Here is a 15,208-nt window from a genome sequence, read left to right as displayed (position 1 = left end):
ATGGACATCCGTGGACTGCCCGCCGCGCTGCGCGAAGCCGGTGTCGCCGACGGCTATTACTGGATCGAGGGCGTCCACGAACCGGCCCCCACGCCCCCCGACTTCGCCTATCTGCGGCGAACGGGGGACGGCGGGGCGTGGGAGACCGGAACGTACGAACGCGGAACGCATCACCCCCTCGCCTGGCATGCGGACGAGGGAGAGGCCTGCGCGCAGCTGATGCGCCTCCTGCTGTGAGGCGGCGGTCGGGGTCTCGCGAGGCTCAGCCCTCGGGACGCAGCAGGCCGCGCTCGTAGGCCTTGGCGAGGCGCTGGGGTACCAGATAGGCGGAGCCGTCGACGGTGACCGGCACGAGCTGCGGGGTGCTGGCCTTCCACTGGGCTCGGCGGTGACGGGTGTTGCTGCGGGACATCTTCCGCTTGGGTACGGCCATGGTTGCGGGGTCCTTTCTCGGTGGTCCGGCGCCGAGGCTATATGAAAATGGATCCCATTTCGAATTAAGCCCATGTGCTCTCCGTGCTCTCACTGGTCTCTGTGATCGGCCGTCCTGGACACAGCAGGGCCCGCGATCGATATCCTCCAGCGGAAACGCTCAAACGAACACCCGACGGGTACGTCGCGAGGGGGCCGGCAGCATGCGGGAGCCGAGGGAAGTCAGGCGGCAGCGGATACTCGCGGTCGTGGAGTCGCGGGGCGAGGCGCGGCTGAGCGATCTCGCCGCCGATCTCGAGGTCTCGGTGATCACGGTGCGCCGGGATGTCGAAGACCTCGCCCGGGAGGGTAAGTTGCGTCGCGGGCACGGGCTGGCACGTTCGGTCGGGCTCGTCGAGCGGAGCGCCGCGCCCGTCGAACCCCTGGCGAACGGCGGGGCAGTGGCCCTGATGGTGCCCGAGCGGCACACCTATCTGTACGAGACGATGCATGGCGCCCGCGGTGTCCTGAACGAGGCCGGGATGCGGGTCGCGCTGCATATCGCGCCCCAAGTGGAGGGCGCGGAGAGGCCGTTGGTCGAGCGCGTGCTCGGCGACGGTGTACGGGGCCTCCTCATCGCCCCGCGCTGGCGTACCGCCGCCGAGGAGGAGGCCGACTACGCCTGGCTCGCCGGGTCGGGCGTACCCACGGTGCTGATGGAGCGGCGCCCTCGCGCGGGCAGCGCGCTGCACGCCATGGACTCCGTCTGCACCGACCACTGGTACGGCATCCATCTCGCCGTCGACCACCTCGTCGCCCTCGGCCATCGCCGGATCGTCCTCGCCGCGCGCGACGACAGCCCGACGGCACGCGCGCTGCGCGCCGCCTTCGCCGAGATCGCCGCGGCCCGGACCGAGGTCGAGGACTGGTCGGTGATGCTCAGCGCCCAGGGCGCGGGAGTCGGGCGTACGCGTGAGCCGCTGGATCTCGCGGCGCGGCTGCGCGAGCACAGGGCCACGGCCGCCGTGCTGCACGGTGACGTCGACGCGCTGATGCTCGTGCAGCAGCTCATGGACAAGGGGGTGCGGGTGCCACAGGACTGCTCGGTGGTGGCGTACGACGATGTGGTGGCCGCGCTCGGCAGTACCCCGCTGACCGCGGTGTCCCCACCGAAGCACGAGGTGGGCCGGACGGCTGCCGGGCTTCTGCTGCGCAGGCTCGGGGAGTTGGAAGGGCAGGGTGCCGGGCGGACGCAGCGGGTCGAGCTGTTGCCGGAGTTGAAGGTCCGTGGATCCACGACACATGTCGCGATCGTTTGACCGCTTTAGTTTCTTTTGATCGGTCTATTGACCGGCAACGTTCACGCGATCAGGATTCCCGTGTCCCGAACAAGAGCCGCGGGAGGCACCCCATGCCCGGTCGACCGAGCCGCCGGTCCCTGCTCGCCGTGACAGCCGCCGTTCCCATGGCAGGCGCGCTCAGCGCCTGTTCGGACAGCGAGGGCCGAACGTCGCGCGCCAAGGGCGGCACCACACGCGTCACCTTCTGGTCCGCACTGCGCGGAAGTCAGGAAGTCGTCGACGCGTTCAACAAGACCCACGACCACATCCAGGTCGAGTACCAGCAGATCCCGTCGGGAGCGATGGGCGGCTACGCGAAACTCAGCAACGCCGCCCGCGCCGGAAACGCCCCCGACGTCGCCACCGTCGAATACCCCCAGGTCCCCGGCTTCGCCATCGACGGCGTCGCCCGTGACATCACCTCCCTCATCACCGACCGGCTGCGCGCCAAGCTGCTGCCGCAGGCCCTGGCACTCACCACCTTCGAGAAGCGGGTCTTCAGCGTTCCGCTCGACGTGGAGCCGATGGTCCTGCACTACCGCAGCGACCTGTTCGACCGGTACGGGCTCGAAGTCCCGCGCACCTGGGACGAGTTCGCCGATACAGCGCGCACCGTGCGGGACAAGGCGCGCGACCGGCGTATCGCGGTCTTCCCCACCGACGGCGGCACCCAGTTCGCCGCGTGGGCGTGGCAGGCCGGCGCCCAGTGGTTCGACACCCGCGACGGCGCCTGGAACGTCTCGCTCGCGGACCGGCCAACCAGGAAGGTGGCGGCGTACTGGCAGCGCCTCATCGACGAGGAACTGCTGTTCGCCAACGCCTCCGAGAGCAGGCAGTACGACTCGCAGATCGGTGAGGGCCTGGTCCTCGCCCGGCTCAGCGGCGCCTGGGACGCGGGCGCGCAGATGAACGCGAGGCCCGGCCAGAAGGGCCGGTGGGCCATCGCCCCGCTTCCGCAGTGGGATCCCGGACGCCCGGTCGTCGGCACGCACGGCGGCTCCACCTTCGCCGTCACCAAGGACAGCAGGCACCCCGAAGCCGCCATGGAGTTCATCGAGTGGCAGGTCTCGCACCCCGACGCTCTGCGCGCCCGCCTCTCCAGCGGCACCAGCAGCCAGTACCCGGCCGTTCCCGGCCTGGTCCGCGTGGGCCGCGCCGCCTTTGACCGCTCCTACTACTCCGGCCAGGACATCTACCGCCTCTTCGAGGAACAGGCCGAGACCATCCGGGACGGCTGGGTCTGGGGCCCGCGCATGACCGCGACCCAGCGCGTGATGCAGGACGGCTTCGCCCGCGCGGGCGGCGGCCAGGGCTCGCTCATCGACGCCGTACACGCGGCGCACGACGGGACCATGCCCGACCTGCGGGCCCTCGGCCTCGACACGACCGAGCACAGCACATGAGCGGCGCCTACGGCACAGCCCACACCCATGCCGCCGAGCACCAGCAGAAAGGCAGGTGACCCCCCCGATGACCACGACCGCACCCCCGGCCCGCGCCGCCCGCGCGGCCGATGCCTCCGCCTCCGCCCGCCGCGCCCCCGCGCGAGCGCACCGCCGTGAACACCTGGCGTGCGGCGTCCTCATGGCGCCTTTCCTCATCCTGCTGGTGACGGTCTTCCTGATACCCGTCGGCACCGCGGTCTGGCTGAGCTTCTTCAGCGACGACCAGCCCGGCCTGGGCTTCGGACCCGAACGCACGGTCTTCGTCGGCCTGCGCAGCTACACGGCCGTCCTCACCGACCCGACCTTCCTCGGCAGCCTCGGCGTGGTCGCCCTCTACTGCCTCATCTACATCCCGCTGATGGTGATCGGCGCCCTCGCCCTCGCCCTGCTGCTCGACTCGGGCGTCGTACGGCTGCGGTCCTGGGCCCAGTTGGCGCTCTTCCTGCCGCACGCGGTGCCCGGCATCATCGCCGCCCTCATCTGGCTGTACCTCTACACCCCAGGGCTCAGCCCGGTCATCGACCTGCTCGGCAAGGGTGACATCACCATCGACTTCCTCGGCGTGCACACCGTGCTCCCCTCGATCGTGAACATCGCCCTGTGGAGCAACCTCGGCTACAACATGGTGATCTTCTACGCCGCCCTCCAGGCCGTCCCCCGCGAGGTGATCGAGGCCGCGGTGGTCGACGGCGCGGGACCCGTGCGCACCGCACTCCAGGTCAAGGCACCCCTCGTGCGCCCCTCGATCGTCATGGTCGCGATGTTCACCCTGATCTGGGCGCTCCAGCTCTTCACCGAGCCCATGCTGCTCAGCCAGTCGTCCCCGATGATCAACTCCCGCTTCTCGCCCAGCATGTACATCTACGACGCCGCCTTCACCCGCAACAACTACGGCCTCGCAGCAGCCGCTTCGGTGATCCTGCTGCTCTGCACGATCGCCCTGTCCTACGGCGTCACCCGCTGGACCAACCGCTCCCAGAAGGAGGCCTCCCGATGAGCGCCGACACCCTCACCGCCGGGCGCCCCCGTCTCCTGGGCCGTACCGTCGTGAACACCGTGGTCGGCATCTCGGTGCTCTACACCCTGCTGCCCGTCCTGTGGCTGGTGCTCGCCGCCTCCAAGAACCGGGACGCCCTGTTCAGCAGCGACTTCTTCTCGCTCGCCGACTTCTCCTTCGTACAGAACCTGCGCGACCTGTTCGCGATGGACGGCGGTCTGTACGGCCGCTGGTACACCAACAGCCTGCTGTACGCCGTCCTGGGCGCCGCGATCAGCGCGCTGATCAGCATCGCCTGCGGCTACGCCTTCGACAAGTACCGCTTCCGGCACAAGGAGAAGGCCTTCGGCCTGGTCCTCGCGGCGGTGATGGTGCCGCAGACGGTGCTCGCGCTGCCGCTGTACCTGATGGCATCGGCCACCGGCGCCGTGGACACCTTCTGGGCGGTGTTCATACCGGTCCTCTTCAACCCGTTCGGCGTATACCTGGGCCGGATCTTCAGTCAGGGGTACGTCCCCGACGAGGTGCTCGAAGCGGCCCGGGTGGACGGGGCGGGGGAGCTCACCACCTATGTGCGTGTCTCCCTGCGGATGCTGGGACCCGGCCTGGTCACGGTGTTCCTCTTTCAGCTCACCGCCATCTGGAACAACTTCTTCCTGCCCATGGTGATGCTCTCGGACGAGAAGCTGTATCCCGTCAGCCTCGGCCTATACATCTGGAACAGTTCGGCCACCGTCTCGCCCGAGTACTACCCCGTGGTGATCATGGGGTCGCTCCTCGCGGTGGTGCCGCTGATCCTCGCCTTCATCCTGCTCCAACGCTTCTGGAAGGCGGGCCTCACCGCCGGATCGGTCAAGTGAGCCACGCGAAAGGGAACACACCCATGAACGGCAGCCACCGCCCGCGAACCGCCCTCGCGATGGCGCGGGACGCGGCGACGGCCGTGATCACCTCCGAGGCCCTGGCCGCGCTCGGCCGGGTCGGCGATCTGGTGCCGGACACCGTCCTGGACGACTTCACCACGGAGCGGGCGCGCTCCGTGCTCGGGGACGTGGAGGTCCTGGTCACCGGCTGGGGCTGCCCGCCCCTCGACGCTGCCGCGCTGGCAGCCGCGCCCCGGTTGCGGGCCGTCGTGCACACCGCGGGGTCGGTACGCGGCCACATCACTCAGGAGTGCTGGGAGCGAGGCATCGAGGTGTCGTCGGCCGCGGCGGCCAACGCGCTGCCCGTCGCGGAGTACACCGTCGCCATGATCCTGCTGTCGGGCAAGCAAGTCGTGGAGCGCGCAAGGGAGTTCCACGACACGCGCCGCCGCGACGAATGGCTCGGCCTCTCGCGGGGCGTGGGCAACTACGGCCGCACGGTCGGCATTCTCTCCGCCTCGATGATCGGCCGCCGGGTCATCGAACTGCTCCGCCCGTACGACTTCCACGTCCTGCTGCACGACCCGTACGTCTCCGACGAGGAGGCCAAGGCGCTCGGCGTACAGCCGGTCGGCATCGCGGAGTTGTTCGCGAACAGCGACGTCGTCAGCGTCCACACTCCACTGCTCCCCGCCACCCGTGGTCTGGTCGGTCGCGAACTGATCGCCTCGATGCGCCATGACGCGGTGCTCATCAACACGGCGCGTGGCGCCGTCCTCGACCAGGACGCCCTCACCGAGGCCGCACAGGCCCGCCGGGTGCGGGCCGTCCTGGACGTCACGGACCCCGAAGTCCTGCCGCCCGGCCACCCGTTGTGGGAGTGCGACAACGTCATGATCACCCCCCATCTGGCCGGTTCGCAGGGCAACGAATGGGGCCGCCTCGCCGACCTCGCCGTCACCGAACTCGGCCGCTGGGCCGCGGGCGACGGTTTCGCCCATCCCGTACGACGCGAAAGGCTGGCCTACCTCGCATGAGCATCCCCCAACTGCCCGAAGACAACCGGGAGATGAGCCCGTACACCGGCTATACGCGCGAGCACTGGGAGGCCGCGGCCGACGGTCTCCTGGGCGCCGCCTGGAAGTGGGCGACGCCGCGCGGCGCCCTGCTCGACCTGCCGGGAAGGCCCTCCGCGTCGGGCGTGCGCTCGGACGGCCTCGAGGGATACGCCCGTACGTTCCTCGCCGCCGCGTTCCGGGTGGCGGGCGCCGAGGGCAAGGACCCGCACGGCTGGCTCGACCGGTACGCCGAAGGGCTCGACGCGGGCACCCGTACACCGGGCCGCGACGACGCCGAGTCCTGGCCGGTCATCCTCGACCACCACGTCCAGGGCCAGCCCATGGTCGAATCCGCGTCCGTGGCCCTCGGTCTGCGCCTCACCCGGCCGTGGCTGTGGGACCGGCTCGACGGCGACGTACAGGACCGCGCGGAACAGTGGCTGCGCGGCGCGATACGCCACGTGCCCGCACCCAACAACTGGTATCTCTTCCCCTACACCGTGGCCGGGTTCCTGGAATCGGTGGGCCGTGGCGACGCGGAGACGGCGCAGGTCCGCGAGAGGGCCCTCGGCCTCCTGGAGGGCTGGTACCGCGGCCAGGGGTGGTACGCCGACGGGGACGGCCGCGCCTTCGACCACTACAACGGCTGGGCGCTGCACCTCTACCCGACCCTCGACGCCCAACTGGGCGACGACAAAGACCAGTTGGCGCGGCACGGAGCTCGCCTGCACGAACATTTGGAGAGCTTCGGGCTCCTCTTCGGAGCGGACGGCGCCCCGATGCACTTCGGCCGCTCCCTGACCTACCGCTTCGCCGCCGGAGCCTCCGTGGCCCTCGGCGCCCTCACCGGCCACACGCCCCTCACCCCCGGCACCTCGCGCAGGCTCCTCAGCGGAACCCTGCGCTACTTCCTCGACCGCGGCTCCGTCACCGACGACGGACTGCTCAGCCTCGGCTGGCACGGCCCGCACGAGGCGAGCCTGCAGTCCTACTCGGGTCCCGCGTCGCCGTACTGGGCGTCGAAGTCGTTCGTCGGCCTGCTCGCCCCGGCCACCCACCCGCTGTGGACCGCCACGGAGGAACCCGCGCCGAGCGAGAGCCGGGACCAGGTCATCGCGCTGCCCGCGCCCGGCCTGCTTGTGCAGAGCACCCGCGCCGACGGGATCGTCAGGCTGCACAACCACGGCAGCGACCACGCCCGCCCGCACGAAGCCGACGCGGCGGCGCACGAGGACCCGCTCTACGCCCGCCACGCCTACTCCACGCGGACCGGACCCACGGCGCGAGGCAATACCGCGGACAACCACCTCGCGGTGGAGGTGGCGGGTGTACGCAGCGCCCGCTTCCGCATCGATCCGCTGGGCGCAGGCCAGGGCGACGGCTGGGGCTGGGCCGCCTCCCGGCACACCCCGGCCTTCGTGAGCGGCCCGCCGACGGTGCCGGGGCTGAGCGTGGAGAGCGTGACCGTGGCCAAGGGGCACCGCGAGCTGCGCGTGCACCGCGTCGTCGGCGCACCGCGTGGCGCACGCGTCACCCAGACGGGCTGGGCGACGGGCCCCGAGGAGTCCTTGCTCTCCGCGCTCCACCCCCTGCACGGCTGGACCGGCCAGGACGAACAGCGCGCACCCCAGGGCACGGCCTTCACCCGGTGGGCCGTCATGCCGCGCCTCACGGCCGACGCGGAAGGCACCACTGTGTACGCCGCTGTGGCCACGCTCAGCGCCGAGCGGGACCCCGCGCCCTTGGCCGACGCGGCCACCGTGGTGAGCGCGACGGAAGACACCGTGGAGGTGCGGTGGGCGGACGACGGCACCCTGACGCGGGTCTCCTTCGCACCGCTGGCCGTGGAGCACGGGTGACGTGACCCGGCTCATGGCGGTCGAGCGGCTCGGTCAGCCACTCATCACCTCGCCGCCCACCACCTCGCCGCCCACCACCACGACCTCGGCCCTCGTCCCCGGGATCTCATCGGGACGCACCCGCAGGATGTCCCGCGAAAGCACGACGAAGTCGGCCAGCTTGCCCACGGTCAGCGAACCCCGCTCGTCCTCAAGGAAGTTGGCGTACGCGGACCCCATCGTGTAGCCGTGCACGGCGGTCTCCACGTCGAGTGTCTCGCCGGGCTGCCACGCCTCGCCGCCCCCCAGCGGGCGGCGGGTCAGGGCGGTGTAGATGCCTGCCATCGGGTCCATCTCGGCGACGTTCCAGTCGCTGGAGAGCGCGAGCACCGCCCCCGCCTCGTGCAGGCTCCGCATCGGCCAGGCCTTGTGCCACCGGTCGGCGCCGACGTTCTCGGCCCAGTCCTTGCCGGGGCCCGCGATCTCGGGGGCACAGTGCCGCGGCTGCATACAGGCGACGACGCCCAGTTGGGCGAAGCGCGGGGTGTCGGCGGGGTCCAGGCACTCGACGTGGACGATCTGGTGGCGGGCGTCGCGCGGCCCGTTGAGGGCACGGGCGTGCTCGACGGCGTCGAGGACCGTGCGGATGCCGCGGTCGCCGGTGGCGTGCACGAAGCACTGGAAGCCGCGGGCGTCCAGCTCGGCGAGCAGCCCGGCGAACTCGTGCGCGGGGTAGAAGGTCTCACCCCGGTGCTGTCCGCAGCCCACGTACGGTTCGAGCAGCGCGGCAGTGCGAGGCTCGACGACATCGTCGATGTACAGCTTCAGCGGCCCGACCCGCAGCCGGTCGTCCGCGAACCGCCGCGCTGCCGCCGCGAAGTCGTCCAGATCCGCCTCGGATGTGCCGCGCGGATGGAAGAGCGCGGCGACGACGCGTGAACGCAGCCGCCCCTCCGCGCGGGCGCGGGTGAACAGCTCCAGGTCGTCCAGGGAGTTCTGCGGTTCGACCACCGTGGTGATGCCGTAGCCGATCGCGTCGTCCAGGCTCTTGGCGAGGCGCCCGTACTGCCGGTCGGGCGACGCCCACGGCAGACCGAGCTCGCGCAGCGCCCGGTGGCCGTCGCGGGAGAGCCCCCTGACCGCGAAGTCCTTGATGAAACCGGTGGGTTCGCCGGTCGCCGGGTCGGTCTCCGCGCGGCCGAACGGCAGCGACGTATGACCGCGATCGACGCCGAGACGACGCAGGGCGGCCGTGTTGAGCCAGGCGGTGTGGACGTCGTAACTCAGGACGAAGGCTGGGGTGTCGCCGGTGACGGGGTCGAGGTCGGCCGCGTTCGGCATACGGCCGCAGGGGATCGCGGAGTAGTCGAAAGCCTCGGCCTCGATCCACTCGGCGCCAGGATTCTGGGCCAGCCAGGCGCGGATACGGGCATGGATCTCGTCGAGGGTACGGGCCCCGGCGAGCTGGACGCAGGCTTCGTCGGAGCCGAGGCGCACGTGGTTGTGGGCGTCGATGAAGCCGGGCAGGACCAGGCGCCCGCCGCCTTCGACGACGCGGGTTTTCGCGCCGGTCCAGGAGTCCGCCTCGCTGTCGGGTCCGAGCCAGACGATGCGCCCGTCCCGTACGGCCATCGCCTCGGCCGAGGGGAGATCCTGGTCGACGGTGTGGATGCGGGCGTCGCGCAGGACGAGATCGACGGGGCAGGGAGTGGGGGTGGTGCTGGTCATGAGAGGTGAACTCCTGGGGCGGTACGGGTGGTTCGTGTCGTACGAGAGGTGCGCGATGGCTGCTTCACGTGGCGACCGGCGGCGAAGCGGAAACACTGCGGCGGGCCGGCACCCAGTACACGAAGGCGGCCACGACCGAACCGAGCAGGGTGAGGTCACCGCCGCCGAGGGGTGCGACCAGAGGCCCGGTCCACAGCTCCGAGTCGCAGGTCAGCGCGGCGAACGCCATCCCGGCGGCGAGTGCGGCCATCCCGGCGGGGTGGAAACCGGCGCGGTACCAGTACGCCCCGCCGGGGCCCGCCGTGTGCAGGGCTTCGGTGTCGTAGTGACAGCGCCGCAGCAGCATGTCGGCGAGGAAGACCCCGCCCCACGGCGCGAACACGATGATCAGCAGTGAGAGGAAGCTGAGGAGCGACTCGGTGAAGTCGGTCAGGAAGAGAGCGCCGAGCGAGCCGAGCGCCGTCACGACGACGCTGATGACGATGGCCTTCGCGCGGCTCCAGGGGATGCCGAGGACCTGGAGGTTGAGGCTGGAGGAGTAGAGCGTCAGGATCGAGTTGGTGACCGAGCCACCGAGCACGAGCAGCAGGAACACCGGCTGGAACCACCCCGGGAGCAGCTTCTCCACCCCGGCCACGGCGTCCGTCATGTCGGCCTGCGTCGCAGCGGCGACCCCCGCGACGCCGAGCGCCACCGACGAGACGAGGCCGCCGAGTGCTCCGGTGACGGTGATCGAGCGCAGCGAGGTGTCGCGCGGCAGATAGCGGGTGTAGTCGGCGGGCATCGGCAGATACGAGAACGGCCCCGCGAGCATCACCACGAATGCGAGCGTCCAGCCGGAGAAGCCCGCGCCACCACCCGCCGCCGCACCGAACCGGGCGTCGGGCAGCACGAAGACGAGCAGCACCCCGAAGCCTGCGGCCAGTACGTACGCCATCCAGCGTTCGGCGAGCTGCACGGTGGCGTGCCCCCACATGGCCACCGCGAAGGTCATCGCGAGGGTCACGGCGAGTGCGAGGGCGCGTGCCGCGTCGCCGCCCGCCCAGCCGAGATCGCTGAACAGGGCTTCGAGCGCGAGCGTGCCGACCACGGTGTTGACGATGGTGTAGCCGATGGAGACCACCCAGTTGAGCAGCCCGGCGGGGAAGTTTCCGAGGACACCGAAGACGGCGCGGGAGATGACGAGGGTGGCGGTGCCGGTGCGGATGCCGCTCAGGCCGGCCGCGCTGATGGCGAAGAAGGAGAGCCCGCCGATCACGACCACGGCGGTGGCCTGCCAGAAGTTGAGCCCGAAACTGACGGCGAGGGCGCCGTTGATGACGTAGGTGAAGGTCAGGTTGGAGCCGAACCAGAGCCAGAACAGATCCTTGGCGCTGCCGTGCCGGTCCTCCTCCGGAATCGGGTCGATGCCGTGGGTCTCGACCCGGAACACCTCGTCGCTGGTGACTCCCGTGCCGATTCCGGTGGACGCCGCTGCTGTCCTTCCGGCTGGGGTCCCTGCCTCTGTTCCGGGGGGAACCGGGGTCTGTCGCGCCATGCGGGCACCTCACTCTCCGGCACCCAGACTTTGAATGCCGTTCTATTACCTAGAACGGCATTCAAAATGGGGCATGGGTCAGGGGGCCGTCAAGACCCTGGAGGAAATCTGCGATGGGCGCCGGGGATAGGGTCGGCGGGGTGGAGCCAGAGGCGGGGCGCGGAACGGGAGCAGGTGTGGCACGACGGCGGGACGGGCAGGTCGCGCGGGACCGGATGCTGGAGGAGGCGATGACGGCGATCGCCGAGAACGGCCTCGCCGCACTCACCATGTCCGCGCTCGCCGACCGCCTTGGCACCAGCGGCGGCCACATCCTGTACTACTTCGGCAGCAAGGACCGCCTGCTCCTGGAGGCGCTGCGCTGGAGCGAGGCCGCGCTCACCGAGGAACGGCGCGCGCTGCTCGCGGGCCGGGCGGCGCCCGCGCGCAAGCTCGACCGGTTCCTGCGGATGTACCTGCCCAAGGGGCCGCGCGACCCCCGCTGGATGCTGTGGATCGAGCTCTGGGCGCGGGCCGGCGCGAACGAGCCGCTGCGCGCGGCCCAGGACGATCTGGACCGCGGCTGGCAGACGGACCTGGAGACGCTGCTCGGCCAGGGCGCCGCGCAGGAGGCCTTCGCGGTGGACGACGCCGCGGGCCGCGCCGGTGAACTCCTGGCGCTCCTCGACGGCCTGAGCACCCGGGTCGTCCTCGGGCAGCGCGGCGCGGACCGCAGGGCGGCCCTGGCCTCGGCGCGCTCGGCGGCCGAGCGGCTCGTGGCGCGGCCCGAGCCGACCGGTACGTAGCCCGAGCGGCCGAACGGGCAGGTCGTGATGGTCATGACGGAGCCGGAGCGTGGAAGCCTGCAGACATGACCGAAAGCGCGAACCTCCATATGGCGAACCCTCGGATCACGGTCCTTGGCGTCAACCCCGGCCGGCCACCCTTCCGCATCGTGGAGCTCGACGGCGAGGTGGTCGGCGAGGCGAGGGAGCTCGTCGACGTCCTGGAGGTGGCGGCTCAGGTGGGCGTCGTCGTGCACGACGTGGACGACCCGGACCTGGTGCGCTGGGTGGGCGGCGACAAGTTCACCTGGAAGCCGAAGGAGTCGAAGGAGCCGAAGGAGCCGAAGGAGTCGAAGGAGCCGAAGGAGTCGAAGGAGCGGAACTAGCGGGCCCAAGGTCGTAGATCCTGTCCAGGAGTGCGGCCTCGTTGCCCGTAAGGCCCGCGCGGCGCAGCGCTTCGTCCGCCTCCGCGATGGGCCCGGCGAGCAGCGACGCCGCCGCGGCAGGGGAGGGGCCTGACAGCGCGGCGCGTGCGGTGTGCAGCAGCCGCAAGCAGGCCTGGGCCGCGGCCAGTTCAGGGGACGGCGTGCCGGTCATGTCGAGAGCTCCTCTGCGCGGGGCCGGACGGTCCGATGGTTCGCACCGGTGGACCCTCCACTCTTGCGCACGGGTCTGACAATCGACCTCCTACGCGGCCGGGGCGCGGCGACCGAGCCGCAGAGTGAGCCCCTCCGGCATGAGCGTGAGGCGCTCGGCGACGCGCAGGCGGTAGCCCGGATCGGCGTGCAGGTCGTAACGGCGCAGGAGAAGCCCGAGGACCAACGTCGCCTCGTGCAGCGCGAACTGACGGCCGATGCAGGCCCGCGCCCCGGTGCCGAACGGCTTGAAGACATGCGCGGGCCGCGCCCGTACGGCCGAAGGGGCGAACCGGTCGGGGTCGAACTCCTCGGGCCGATCGCCCCACGCCGCCGGATCGCGGTGCAGCAGCGTGGCGAGGACCAGCGCCCACGCGCCCGCGCGCACGGGATGCGTTCCGCCGATGGTGGTGTCGTGCAGGGCCTGCCGGGAGAAGCCGGGAGCCGTCGGCCACAGCCGCAGCGACTCGTCGAGGACGCGGCGCAGATAGCGGAGCTTGGCGACCTGTTCGTACGCGGGCTCTTCGGTGTCGCCCCAGACCTCGTCGACCTCCGCCTGCGCGCGGGCCAGGACTTCGGGGGAGCGCGACAGATAGTGCAGGGCGAACGACAGGGCGCCCGAGGTGGTCTCGTGCCCGGCGACCAGGAAGGTGATGACCTGGCGGCGGATGTTCTCGGCGGAGAGCCGCTCGCCCGTGTCGGGGTGGGCGACCTCCAGCATCCGGTCGAGCAGGTCGCCCTCGCCCGGACCTGACGCGGCACGGCGGGCCGCGACCACGTCGTCGACGGTGCGGTTGAGGTAGGCCATGTCGGCGGCGTTGCGTTTGGTGGCGCCGCGCAGCAGCAGCGGGGCGAGCGCGGGCGGCACGACGTTGCGGCGCTGGGCGTAGGAGAGCGTGCCGACCATGGCCGTCACGAAGGGGTGCGGCCGAGGCCGCTCGAAGGAACCGAAGTCGTGCCCGAAGCCGGTGCGGGCGATCGTCTCCAGGGTCAGCTTCGTCATGTCGCCGGGCACGTCCACGGAGTCGCCCGCCGACTCGCTCGCGTCCCAGCGGGCCGTCAGCTGCCGGGCGACGTCCAGCATCAGGGGGTGGTAGCCGGCCATCGCGTCCCGGCTGAAGCCCGGCGCGAGGATGTCGTGGGCGAGCTGCCAGTTGGGCTCGTGGTTGTACGCGGTGAAGAGCCCGTCACCGGCGACCGGCCGCAGATTGGCGACCCCGAGCCCCACATGCTTGGCGAACCGCGACTCGTCGGCGAGCTCGGCCGCGAGTTCGGCGCCCCAGACGAAGACGATCTCCTTGCCGAAGGCCTTGCGGCGGAATATGGGGCCCAGGCTGCTGCCGATCCGCATCGAGTCCTGCACGGGCGTACGGACATGGGCGCCGAGGAGGTCGCCGACCAGCGGCAGGCGGCGGGGCGGATGCGGAATGAGGTCGAGGCGCGGCCAGCCGAGCTCGGCGCTGCGGAAACCCTTGAGGGGTTCGGCGCCCCCTGTCACCTGCGAAGTCTGCGACACCTGCGCCATGTGTGCCATCTCCCTTGTGCCGCAGACCCGTTGAGCCAGTCGTACGCGGTGTTGTACGTGGATTCAATAAGGGATCCCAGTCTGGTCCCGCTATTGAATCCACGTCAAGTAAGGTGCTGCCATGGCCGCGAACCCGCAGGAGCGCACGCGCCGCAGGCTCAGCACGGAGGAGCGCAGGGAGCAGCTGCTCTCGGCAGGCGCGCGGCTCTTCGCGCAGAACCCGTACGACGATGTCTGGGTCGAGCGGGTGGCGGAGATCGCGGGCGTCTCACGCGGCCTGCTGTACCACTATTTCCCGACCAAGAGCGACTTCTTCGCCGCGGTCGTGCAGCGCGAGAGCCGGCGCATGCTGCGCCTGACGGCTGCCGTTCCGGGGGTCCCGGTCCGGGAGCAGATCGGCACGGGCCTCGACACGTTCCTCGCGTACGTCGAATCGCACGCGGAAGGCTTTCGCGCCTTCCATCGCGCGGAGGAGACGGGCGACGCCACCGTGCGCGGGATCTACCGCGAAGGCCTCGCGGCCCACGAGGACCAGATCCTTCAGGCCCTGGCCGCGGACCCGGAAACGGCGTCGAGCCCGCACGACGCGCCGACCCTCCGCCTCGCGGTGCGCGGCTGGCTCGCGTTCATGGTGGCCGTCTGCCTGGAGTGGCTCGATGAGCCGGAACTGCCCCGCGCGCAGGTACGGGACCTGTGCGCGAGGGCGTTGCTCGGCGCGATCGCGCCGTGAGACGGGTCGTGCCGAGAGGTTCCCGGCGAGCTGTCTGAGAGGTCAGGCCGCCGTGAGGCGGCGTATCTCGCGCGGGCGTGATTCGCGCTCGTCGTGGTCGAGGTCGAGACCGGCCGCCTTGACGGCGGCGAACGACGCCGCGAAGGCGTCATCGGACTCCCATTGGACGATGGAGACCACCGCGTCGTCGGACACCCAGCACTCGGCCGACAGACATCCCGGGGTCCGCCGGAACTCCTCGGCGACCCGCTGCACGCGGGAGATGAACTCCTCGCGGTACGCGGCGTGCGGATAGTGGTTCGCGACCATGCCCACCTTCATGAAGCTCTCCTTGTGA

General features: G+C 71.0%; 14 protein-coding genes and 1 pseudogene. 10 read left to right on the top strand and 5 right to left on the bottom strand.

Annotated elements, in window-relative coordinates; genetic code table 11:
- On the top strand, positions 1-237 hold the full coding sequence (locus ACGFX9_RS09730) for a hypothetical protein (protein ID WP_393467401.1): 237 nt from the start codon (positions 1-3) through the stop codon (positions 235-237).
- Positions 238-262: 25 nt separating this feature from the next.
- Here the strand turns inward: ACGFX9_RS09730 and rpmF are convergent, their stop codons facing one another.
- On the bottom strand, positions 263-433 hold the full coding sequence (rpmF, locus tag ACGFX9_RS09725) for a 50S ribosomal protein L32 (RefSeq protein WP_135332135.1): 171 nt from the start codon (positions 431-433) through the stop codon (positions 263-265).
- A 202-nt stretch (positions 434-635) separates the two neighbouring features.
- Between rpmF and ACGFX9_RS09720 the strand changes: the two genes are divergently transcribed.
- From ACGFX9_RS09720 to ACGFX9_RS09695, 6 genes are all read left to right on the top strand, one after another.
- Positions 636-1,730 carry a substrate-binding domain-containing protein gene (locus ACGFX9_RS09720; protein WP_393467398.1) on the top strand — a complete coding sequence of 365 codons (1,095 nt, stop codon included), beginning with the start codon at positions 636-638 and terminating at the stop codon, positions 1,728-1,730.
- 92 nt (positions 1,731-1,822) lie between these two features.
- Entirely contained in the window at positions 1,823-3,154 is a 1,332-nt protein-coding gene (locus ACGFX9_RS09715) for an ABC transporter substrate-binding protein (RefSeq protein ID WP_393467395.1), read from the top strand.
- 67 nt (positions 3,155-3,221) lie between these two features.
- Positions 3,222-4,193 (top strand): carbohydrate ABC transporter permease, encoded by a 972-nt coding sequence (locus ACGFX9_RS09710; protein WP_393467392.1) that lies wholly within the window; start codon positions 3,222-3,224, stop codon positions 4,191-4,193.
- The gene (locus ACGFX9_RS09705; RefSeq protein WP_393467388.1) at positions 4,190-5,053 is read left to right on the top strand and encodes a carbohydrate ABC transporter permease; all 864 of its coding nucleotides are present in this window, start codon (positions 4,190-4,192) and stop codon (positions 5,051-5,053) included. Before ACGFX9_RS09710 ends, ACGFX9_RS09705 begins: the two co-directional genes overlap by 4 nt.
- Before the next feature lie 23 nt (positions 5,054-5,076).
- Positions 5,077-6,093 carry a hydroxyacid dehydrogenase gene (locus ACGFX9_RS09700; protein ID WP_393467385.1) on the top strand — a complete coding sequence of 339 codons (1,017 nt, stop codon included), beginning with the start codon at positions 5,077-5,079 and terminating at the stop codon, positions 6,091-6,093.
- Entirely contained in the window at positions 6,090-7,973 is a 1,884-nt protein-coding gene (locus tag ACGFX9_RS09695) for a DUF2264 domain-containing protein (protein ID WP_393467381.1), read from the top strand. Before ACGFX9_RS09700 ends, ACGFX9_RS09695 begins: the two co-directional genes overlap by 4 nt.
- A gap of 33 nt (positions 7,974-8,006) precedes the next feature.
- On the opposite strand, the gene ACGFX9_RS09690 is transcribed toward ACGFX9_RS09695, so the two are convergent.
- Both ACGFX9_RS09690 and ACGFX9_RS09685 read right to left on the bottom strand, forming a co-directional pair.
- Entirely contained in the window at positions 8,007-9,680 is a 1,674-nt protein-coding gene (locus ACGFX9_RS09690; RefSeq protein ID WP_393467378.1) for an amidohydrolase, read from the bottom strand.
- A 64-nt stretch (positions 9,681-9,744) separates the two neighbouring features.
- Positions 9,745-11,217, bottom strand: a complete 1,473-nt coding sequence (locus ACGFX9_RS09685; RefSeq protein ID WP_393467375.1) for a purine-cytosine permease family protein — start codon at positions 11,215-11,217, stop codon at positions 9,745-9,747.
- A 215-nt stretch (positions 11,218-11,432) separates the two neighbouring features.
- Here ACGFX9_RS09685 and ACGFX9_RS09680 point away from each other — a divergent pair, with 215 nt between their 5' ends.
- Positions 11,433-12,002, top strand: a complete 570-nt coding sequence (locus ACGFX9_RS09680) for a TetR/AcrR family transcriptional regulator (RefSeq protein ID WP_393468323.1) — start codon at positions 11,433-11,435, stop codon at positions 12,000-12,002.
- Positions 12,003-12,067: 65 nt separating this feature from the next.
- Positions 12,068-12,292 (top strand): annotated as a pseudogene (locus ACGFX9_RS09675) (hypothetical protein); the annotation flags it as partial.
- A 376-nt stretch (positions 12,293-12,668) separates the two neighbouring features.
- Here the strand turns inward: ACGFX9_RS09675 and ACGFX9_RS09670 are convergent.
- The gene (locus ACGFX9_RS09670) at positions 12,669-14,141 is read right to left on the bottom strand and encodes a cytochrome P450 (protein WP_393467372.1); all 1,473 of its coding nucleotides are present in this window, start codon (positions 14,139-14,141) and stop codon (positions 12,669-12,671) included.
- Between the two features lie 121 nt (positions 14,142-14,262).
- Between ACGFX9_RS09670 and ACGFX9_RS09665 the strand changes: the two genes are divergently transcribed.
- The gene (locus tag ACGFX9_RS09665; RefSeq protein ID WP_393467369.1) at positions 14,263-14,871 is read left to right on the top strand and encodes a TetR/AcrR family transcriptional regulator; all 609 of its coding nucleotides are present in this window, start codon (positions 14,263-14,265) and stop codon (positions 14,869-14,871) included.
- Positions 14,872-14,913: 42 nt separating this feature from the next.
- On the opposite strand, the gene ACGFX9_RS09660 is transcribed toward ACGFX9_RS09665, so the two are convergent.
- Positions 14,914-15,192, bottom strand: coding sequence for an antibiotic biosynthesis monooxygenase (locus ACGFX9_RS09660; protein ID WP_393467366.1), 279 nt, complete (start codon positions 15,190-15,192; stop codon positions 14,914-14,916).
- Positions 15,193-15,208: the final 16 nt, after the last annotated feature.

Origin of the sequence: Streptomyces sp. NPDC048436 (assembly GCF_043200355.1) — a bacterium.
GTDB lineage: Bacteria > Actinomycetota > Actinomycetes > Streptomycetales > Streptomycetaceae > Streptomyces.
This window is presented reverse-complemented; position numbering and strand designations above follow the sequence as displayed.

Coding starts and splice junctions, on each gene's coding strand:
- ACGFX9_RS09730 (WP_393467401.1), top strand. CDS start 1: ATGGACATCCGTGGACTGCCCGCCGCGCTGCGCGAAGCCGGTGTCGCC.
- rpmF (WP_135332135.1), bottom strand. CDS start 433: ATGGCCGTACCCAAGCGGAAGATGTCCCGCAGCAACACCCGTCACCGC.
- ACGFX9_RS09720 (WP_393467398.1), top strand. CDS start 636: ATGCGGGAGCCGAGGGAAGTCAGGCGGCAGCGGATACTCGCGGTCGTG.
- ACGFX9_RS09715 (WP_393467395.1), top strand. CDS start 1,823: ATGCCCGGTCGACCGAGCCGCCGGTCCCTGCTCGCCGTGACAGCCGCC.
- ACGFX9_RS09710 (WP_393467392.1), top strand. CDS start 3,222: ATGACCACGACCGCACCCCCGGCCCGCGCCGCCCGCGCGGCCGATGCC.
- ACGFX9_RS09705 (WP_393467388.1), top strand. CDS start 4,190: ATGAGCGCCGACACCCTCACCGCCGGGCGCCCCCGTCTCCTGGGCCGT.
- ACGFX9_RS09700 (WP_393467385.1), top strand. CDS start 5,077: ATGAACGGCAGCCACCGCCCGCGAACCGCCCTCGCGATGGCGCGGGAC.
- ACGFX9_RS09695 (WP_393467381.1), top strand. CDS start 6,090: ATGAGCATCCCCCAACTGCCCGAAGACAACCGGGAGATGAGCCCGTAC.
- ACGFX9_RS09690 (WP_393467378.1), bottom strand. CDS start 9,680: ATGACCAGCACCACCCCCACTCCCTGCCCCGTCGATCTCGTCCTGCGC.
- ACGFX9_RS09685 (WP_393467375.1), bottom strand. CDS start 11,217: ATGGCGCGACAGACCCCGGTTCCCCCCGGAACAGAGGCAGGGACCCCA.
- ACGFX9_RS09680 (WP_393468323.1), top strand. CDS start 11,433: ATGCTGGAGGAGGCGATGACGGCGATCGCCGAGAACGGCCTCGCCGCA.
- ACGFX9_RS09670 (WP_393467372.1), bottom strand. CDS start 14,141: ATGGCGCAGGTGTCGCAGACTTCGCAGGTGACAGGGGGCGCCGAACCC.
- ACGFX9_RS09665 (WP_393467369.1), top strand. CDS start 14,263: ATGGCCGCGAACCCGCAGGAGCGCACGCGCCGCAGGCTCAGCACGGAG.
- ACGFX9_RS09660 (WP_393467366.1), bottom strand. CDS start 15,192: ATGAAGGTGGGCATGGTCGCGAACCACTATCCGCACGCCGCGTACCGC.